This is a genomic window from Escherichia sp. WS568, from assembly GCF_046486085.1.
Classification (GTDB): domain Bacteria; phylum Pseudomonadota; class Gammaproteobacteria; order Enterobacterales; family Enterobacteriaceae; genus Escherichia; species Escherichia coli.
On the sequence record NZ_JBJQMC010000046.1, the window covers coordinates 1 to 6,437 of the forward strand.

At 60.4% G+C, this 6,437-nt stretch carries 7 protein-coding genes and 2 pseudogenes; 1 reads left to right on the top strand and 8 read right to left on the bottom strand.

Features of this window, described 5'->3' with window-relative positions; genetic code table 11:
- A pseudogene (locus tag ACJHWR_RS24780) lies at positions 1-139 on the top strand (tetracycline resistance MFS efflux pump); the annotation flags it as partial.
- Here the strand turns inward: ACJHWR_RS24780 and ACJHWR_RS24785 are convergent.
- The 8 genes and pseudogenes from ACJHWR_RS24785 to ACJHWR_RS24820 form a co-directional block, all read right to left on the bottom strand.
- Positions 85-294: pseudogene (locus ACJHWR_RS24785) on the bottom strand (IS91 family transposase); the annotation flags it as partial. The pseudogenes ACJHWR_RS24780 and ACJHWR_RS24785 overlap by 55 nt on opposite strands.
- Positions 295-405: 111 nt before the next feature.
- Positions 406-711, bottom strand: a complete 306-nt coding sequence (locus tag ACJHWR_RS24790) for a LysR family transcriptional regulator (RefSeq protein WP_001255015.1) — start codon at positions 709-711, stop codon at positions 406-408.
- A gap of 27 nt (positions 712-738) precedes the next feature.
- A complete protein-coding gene (gene floR / locus ACJHWR_RS24795; RefSeq protein ID WP_065311137.1) occupies positions 739-1,953 on the bottom strand; it encodes a chloramphenicol/florfenicol efflux MFS transporter FloR in 1,215 nt (404 codons plus the stop codon).
- 216 nt (positions 1,954-2,169) lie between these two features.
- Positions 2,170-3,054, bottom strand: a complete 885-nt coding sequence (locus ACJHWR_RS24800) for a DUF3363 domain-containing protein (protein ID WP_001447541.1) — start codon at positions 3,052-3,054, stop codon at positions 2,170-2,172.
- Positions 3,055-3,084: 30 nt separating this feature from the next.
- Positions 3,085-4,578: an IS91-like element ISVsa3 family transposase gene (locus ACJHWR_RS24805; protein WP_001120888.1), complete on the bottom strand. Its 1,494-nt coding sequence runs from the start codon at positions 4,576-4,578 to the stop codon at positions 3,085-3,087.
- Positions 4,579-4,788: 210 nt separating this feature from the next.
- A complete protein-coding gene (locus ACJHWR_RS24810; protein ID WP_000743213.1) occupies positions 4,789-5,013 on the bottom strand; it encodes a hypothetical protein in 225 nt (74 codons plus the stop codon).
- Complete coding sequence (locus ACJHWR_RS24815; RefSeq protein ID WP_001366550.1) at positions 5,010-5,747, bottom strand: recombinase family protein; 738 nt, start codon at positions 5,745-5,747, stop codon at positions 5,010-5,012. Before ACJHWR_RS24815 ends, ACJHWR_RS24810 begins: the two co-directional genes overlap by 4 nt.
- 485 nt (positions 5,748-6,232) lie before the next feature.
- Complete coding sequence (locus ACJHWR_RS24820) at positions 6,233-6,373, bottom strand: hypothetical protein (RefSeq protein ID WP_001044210.1); 141 nt, start codon at positions 6,371-6,373, stop codon at positions 6,233-6,235.
- Positions 6,374-6,437 lie beyond the last annotated feature (64 nt).

Consider the following 6,437-nt stretch of genomic DNA (forward strand, 5'->3'; position numbering starts at 1 on the left):
CTTCACGGCGATCTATGCGGCTTCTATAACAACGTGGAACGGGTGGGCATGGATTGCAGGCGCTGCCCTCTACTTGCTCTGCCTGCCGGCGCTGCGTCGCGGGCTTTGGAGAAATTCTTCAAATTCCCGTTGCACATAGCCCGGCAATTCCTTTCCCTGCTCTGCCATAAGCGCAGCGAATGCCGGGTAATACTCGTCAACGATCTGATAGAGAAGGGTTTGCTCGGGTCGGTGGCTCTGGTAACGACCAGTATCCCGATCCCGGCTGGCCGTCCTGGCCGCCACATGAGGCATGTTCCGCGTCCTTGCAATACTGTGTTTACATACAGTCTATCGCTTAGCGGAAAGTTCTTTTACCCTCAGCCGAAATGCCTGCCGTTGCTAGACATTGCCAGCCAGTGCCCGTCACTCCGCGGTCTTCACTGCGTGATCGAGTTGATCGACACCCGCCGTGACACGCTCCATGAAGTGCCTGCCTGCGTCTGTTAGCCGAACGCCCCGCGCATGGCGCTCAAATAGCAGGACACCAAGGTTATCCTCCAGCGCTTTCACACGCGCGCTGACGCTCGACTGGCTGATACCAAGTGCCTTGGCCGCATGCCGAAAATTCAGATGCTCGGCGACGGCGATGAACTGAACAAGGGAAATGAGCGGTATCCTGCCAGACAGGATACCGACATTCACGAGGTTTCGATGGTTAGTGCGCCGCATCGGAGCGGGCCTGCTACCAGTCGTCGGTTAGACGACTGGCGACTTCTCGGTGGCAGCCCCACGGAGCCGAAGGAGCACCAGCCCCAACGAAACCAGTACCGCCATCGCCGTGGCGTAACAGATCACGGGCCACGCTGTGTCACGGTTTAAAAGTGCCACCGCCAATGTCCCGACAATGCTGACTATCAGGCTTTGAACGCAGAAGTAGAACGCGACCGCTGATCCCGCGATGTCGTCGAACTCTGCCAAAGCGCCGTTCGCGGTAACGGACACCGTGAAGACAATACCGACCGCGACAACCCACATCGGTAGGATGAAGGTGAGGAATGACGGCGAGCCGTAAAGTTCGCCGATCCCCAACAGGACCGCTCCGCAAACAAGCAACGCCATCCCACGCGCCACGCATCCTGCGATGCCCCATCTGGCGACAAAGGACTTCGCGAAACGGGTTGTCACGATCATTACAAGCGCGACAGTGGCGAAGGCAAAGCTGAATCCGATCTCGGAATATTCCGCTTGGCCTATGAGCACACGGGGAGCCGTCGAGAAGAAGACGAAGTAGGTGCCCATACCGGCGCTAAAGCCGACAGTGTAAACCCAAAAAGCCGGACTCGCGAAGATCGGCAAGACAGATCGGCGCGTCTTGACTTGATCCAGAGGGCGGGTTTCGTGCCACCTGAAACCCGCATTTAGGAGTGCGAGCATCGCCAGTATAGCCAAAGTAATGAATATCGCCTGCCATCCCAAGAACTCGCCGATCAATGCTCCGGCGATAGGGCCGAGCGCAGGCACGAACGCCAGCACCGAACTGAAAAGGCCGTAGATGACGACACCCTCAGGACGGTTGGCATAAACGTCGCGAACCGTCGCGAACGTCGCCACCAGCATGGCCGACGCGCCCACTGCTTGAAGTAGACGGAAAGCGACAAAGGCCGGTGCAGTTGAAGACCAAGCTGCTCCCAGAGACGCAATGACGAAAGCCGTTGCGCCCGCAAGTAGAATTGGCCGTCGCCCGATTCTGTCTGAGAGCGGACCAAAAATCACCTGGCCCACGCCGAGCATCACCATATAGAGGCTCAACGTGAGTTGGATCATAGCGGGCGTCGTGTTCAGGATGCCGGGCATCGCTGGAACGACAGGGAGATAAATATCCATCGCCAGTGAAGCGAGGATGTCGAAAGGAGCCATCAGCAGCAGTGCTGCCGGCAGCGTATAGGCCCACGCGGGGCGTGTGGTGGTCATGACGAATCAACCCTCGATTAAGGAATACCGGGCGACGTCTGCTCGTCAGCAATCAGATGAGACTAGCCTTACAGAGCGCCGCAACAACAATACTGGTTGTTGCGGCTTACTTGTCTGCTGACTTGGAATTTCCCATCTGATTACTCCACGCTTACGAATATGAATTGCTACATTTTATCCGATTATCTTTTGCTTCGCAATGCGGCATGGGCGCACTCAGCGTTCCAGCCCCCTCTGCCGCCCTAACTGCCACGACACCGACCCGCCCTGCACGATGCCCATAACCTCGCGGCCGAGTTGGCGGTCGATGATCGGCCGCCACGGGACAAGGGTGAACTCATGGGATTTCTCGACCACGGCGAACTTGCCGCTCGATAGATGCACGGTTCCGGTAAACTTGCCGCTGACGCTCTCGCCGTCCGTGGCGGCGCGGAACGGCAGGCCCTTACTCAAAGCCATATCCGATCCGACGCCGGCTACCTCGCGCTCCCGCAGGATGGCGAGAAGGTTGCGCCGGTAGAAGACGCGGCTGTCCCGGCTGCGGGTGGCGTCGCCCTGTTCGATATGGTGCTCGCGGCGCTGGTCCATGGCTTCGCGGACTTGTTGCCCGAAGCCGGTTGGCGCAAGGTCGGCCGTCTCGCCGTGGATCAGCCGCCGGTCCAGCCAGGTCGCGCCGTCCGATCCGATCTGTTTGTTCAGATCGACCGGGGAAAGGACGCGAACGCTGGCCTGACTGTCTCGGCCGGCGTCATGGGCGGCGGCACGGCTGACCAGATCATCGGGGATGCGCCATTGGTCGGCGTCGATCCGCTCGACGATACCGGCCCGGCGTAGCGCCTCCAGCCGGCGCACATGGGCATCGACATAGCCCTCATAGTCGCCGCCTGGAACGCGGCACGTATAGGAAGAATAAACGCCCTTTTCACCCAAGTCCAACAGCTTTGGACCGCAGTTGACTCTTTCGACACCCCTGCGATGCAACCCAATCCGGCTGACGGGGAGCCAGCAACGCTGAAAATTTACCCTCCTCTTTCCCACTAGCGGCTCCTTTTCCGACAACCAGCACGGCGGATCCCTGCCGCGGCGCTGTGAACGCAGCATTTTGATTGGTATCGTTGGCCTTCAGGCTCGTCAGTCAAACAGACCCAGGAGCAGCTCAGCCGGTGGCGCCCGGCTTTCGGGTAACGCCCTGGTCCCGCTGGTTTCGGCTTTGTGCTTCAGGTGATCAAGGATCTGCTTGATCACTATAGGGTCTTCAATGCAGGCGATGACTTTCATGGCGCCGCCGCAGCCGCTGCAGGTCTCGATGTCGATATTGAAAACACGCTTGAGCCGTTGCGCCCATGTCATCGACGCTCGCCGTTGTGCTGGTGTTGCCGGTTCATCAGCCACCCTGACCTTGTTGCCCCTGCCCCGTTTTGCCGGCGTGACCAACGCCCGGTGCCGACTGTTGGGTGCGAACACCCCGTGGAAGCGGGTTAGGTTGACTCTGGGCTTCGGTACCAGGGCGGCCAGCCTTGCAATGAAATCCAATGGTTCGAAAATGACGTGCGTGGTGCCGTCCCGGTACGGCGTCTTGAGCTGGTAGCGCACGTTGCCGCCTCGTGTTAACGACAGCCGCTTCTCGGATACCGCCGGGCGGCTGATGTACCGGCACAGCCGTTCGAGCTTCTTGCGTTCATCGGCCCTGGCCGCCACGCCGGCGTGCAGGCTGGACCCGGCTACCTTGCCAATCCCGTCACCGAACGGATCACCACTGGTCGGCAGAGTTTGCAAAGTGAACACCTTTCGCCCCGCCTGTGAACCGACAGCGATACGGTAAGTGATCGAGTGCCCCAGCAGGGGTGTCATCGGGTCGTCATCCACCGCATCCGAGGCCAGATAGCTGTTTTCGACATCCCGTTCCAGCAGGCCTTGCCGTTCCAGATAGCGACCCACCCGGTGGGCGATGGTGTGCGTCAGCTGGGTGAGCTCTGGGCTGGTCGGCGCCTTGACCCAGCGGAAACGCGCTGAGCCGTGGGATTGCTCGACATACACACCGTCGAGAAACAGCATGTGGAAGTGAACATTCAGATTGAGCGCCGATCCAAAACGCTGGATCAGGGTGACCGCGCCCGTCTTGGCCACTTGGTGGGTATGGCCCGCTTTCTTGACCAGGTGCGTGGCAATGACGCGGTAAACGATGCCCAGCACCCACCCCATGATCTCGGGCCGGCTGGCAAACAGGAAACGCAGCTGAAACGGGAAGCTCAACACCCACTGACGCATGGGTTGTTCAGGCAGTACTTCATCAACCAGCAAGGCGGCACTTTCGGCCATCCGCCGCGCCCCACAGCTCGGGCAGAAACCGCGACGCTTACAGCTGAAAGCGACCAGGTGCTCGGCGTGGCAAGACTCGCAGCGAACCCGTAGAAAGCCATGCTCCAGCCGCCCGCATTGGAGAAATTCTTCAAATTCCCGTTGCACATAGCCCGGCAATTCCTTTCCCTGCTCTGCCATAAGCGCAGCGAATGCCGGGTAATACTCGTCAACGATCTGATAGAGAAGGGTTTGCTCGGGTCGGTGGCTCTGGTAACGACCAGTATCCCGATCCCGGCTGGCCGTCCTGGCCGCCACATGAGGCATGTTCCGCGTCCTTGCAATACTGTGTTTACATACAGTCTATCGCTTAGCGGAAAGTTCTTTTACCCTCAGCCGAAATGCCTGCCGTTGCTAGACATTGCCAGCCAGTGCCCGTCACTCCCACTCGATTGTAAACAAGCACACAAAACCCTTTAGTGACAACAATTTGCAAGAACTATCAGGCTCAGTGCCATGAAAAATACCATGACCAGATCATGAGGTTGAACACGGCTTGCGCCGGCAGCGTTCACGCTCCTGGTCGGCGATCTCGCCCGGCTGCAATGCTAGCTCAGCATCGGTCATGCGCTCCAGCACGTCGCGTAGGCGGATGGTGCAAGGAATGGGCGGCAGCTCGAACTCATAGCCGCCGGCGATCATTTCGGCCGCAATCTCCTCGGTGATGAAAAACGGCTCGTCGTCTTGGTTCGGCTTCTTCATGCCCTTTCCTCCTGGCGCTCATCCTGGCCGACAGCGGCCAGGGCATCGGCTTCCGTCAATGCGTCCTCCACGAACGCGCCGTGCTGCTTCGCTTCGGCCTGGCTGACCTCGGCCCATATCCGTTTCACCTGGGCCGCACTGTACCCGGCCAGCTCGGCGGTCTTGTTGATGCTGTAGCCGGACTTGCGCAGCGCGACAACTTGGGCGCGGCGCTTCGGATCAGCACGGCGGCCCTTGTACCGCCCGGCCTGGCGGGCCAACTCAATGCCTTGGCGCTGGCGTTCGCGCCTGTCCTCGTAGTCGTCGCGGGCCATCTGCAAGGCCAGGCGAAAAAGCATGATCTGCACGGCTTCCAGCACGATCTTGGCGACGCCCTGGGCCTCGGCCGCCAGGTCGGATAGATCGACCACGCCAGGGACGGCCAGGCGTGCGCCTTTGGCCTGTATCGAGGCCACCAGGCGCTCGGCCTCGGGCAAAGGTAGGCGGCTGATGCGGTCGATCTTCTCGGCAATGACCACCTCGCCGGGCTGTAGGTCGCCGATCATGCGCAGCAGCTCAGGCCGGTCGGCGCGTGCGCCGGATGCCTTCTCACGGTAGATGCCGGCGACGTAGTAGCCGGCGGCCTTCGCGGCCGTAGTGATCGCCTCTTGGCGTTCCAAGTCCTGCGCGTCGGTGCTGACGCGCAGATAGACCCGCGCCACCATCGGCGCGGCTACTGGCTTCGTCCTGCGCATACTTGCGGGCTCCTTTGGGCATACGCAAAGTGTCCGGTCATGCTACCCCCGGCCAAAAAGGCCGTCATGCGATTTATCTTGGCCGGGTCGTTATTGGCGGGTCTAAATGGCCGCTCCGTGGATCTCATCGCCAGAAATGGCGATGCGAGATCCAGGGCAGGGCGGCCGCCATCGTCAGACCTGGCGATGGTCGACGCCGGCGCGCATCGTCGGATGTGGCGATGCGAGCTCGAGGTCGGTGGCCACCGCCGGCGACCTGGTGCCATCGTCGGCAATGGCGATGCTGCAGCTCGACGTGCGCGGCCTGGTCGTCTCGGCATCGTCGGATGCGGCGATGCTCGAGCGAGGCGAAAAAAAACCGCCTCGGGGTGTCCGAGGCGGCAAGTCTGCATGCGGTTCAGGGAGGAAGAAACCGCGCCGGCGATCAGGGAGGAAAACCGCGCGGCCTGATGTGCAGCTCGGCCACTTTAGCCGGATTTTTCGACTTATCCGATGCGAGCGGCCCGCCGTGGGCGCTGCTCGATCTGCTGTTGCTTTTTCTCGACGTGCTTCTGCTCCTGGTGCTGCTGCTCGTCGCGCGGCACTGTTGCAAAGTTAGCGATGAGGCAGCCTTTTGTCTTATTCAAAGGCCTTACATTTCAAAAACTCTGCTTACCAGGCGCATTTCGCCCAGGGGATCACCATAATAAA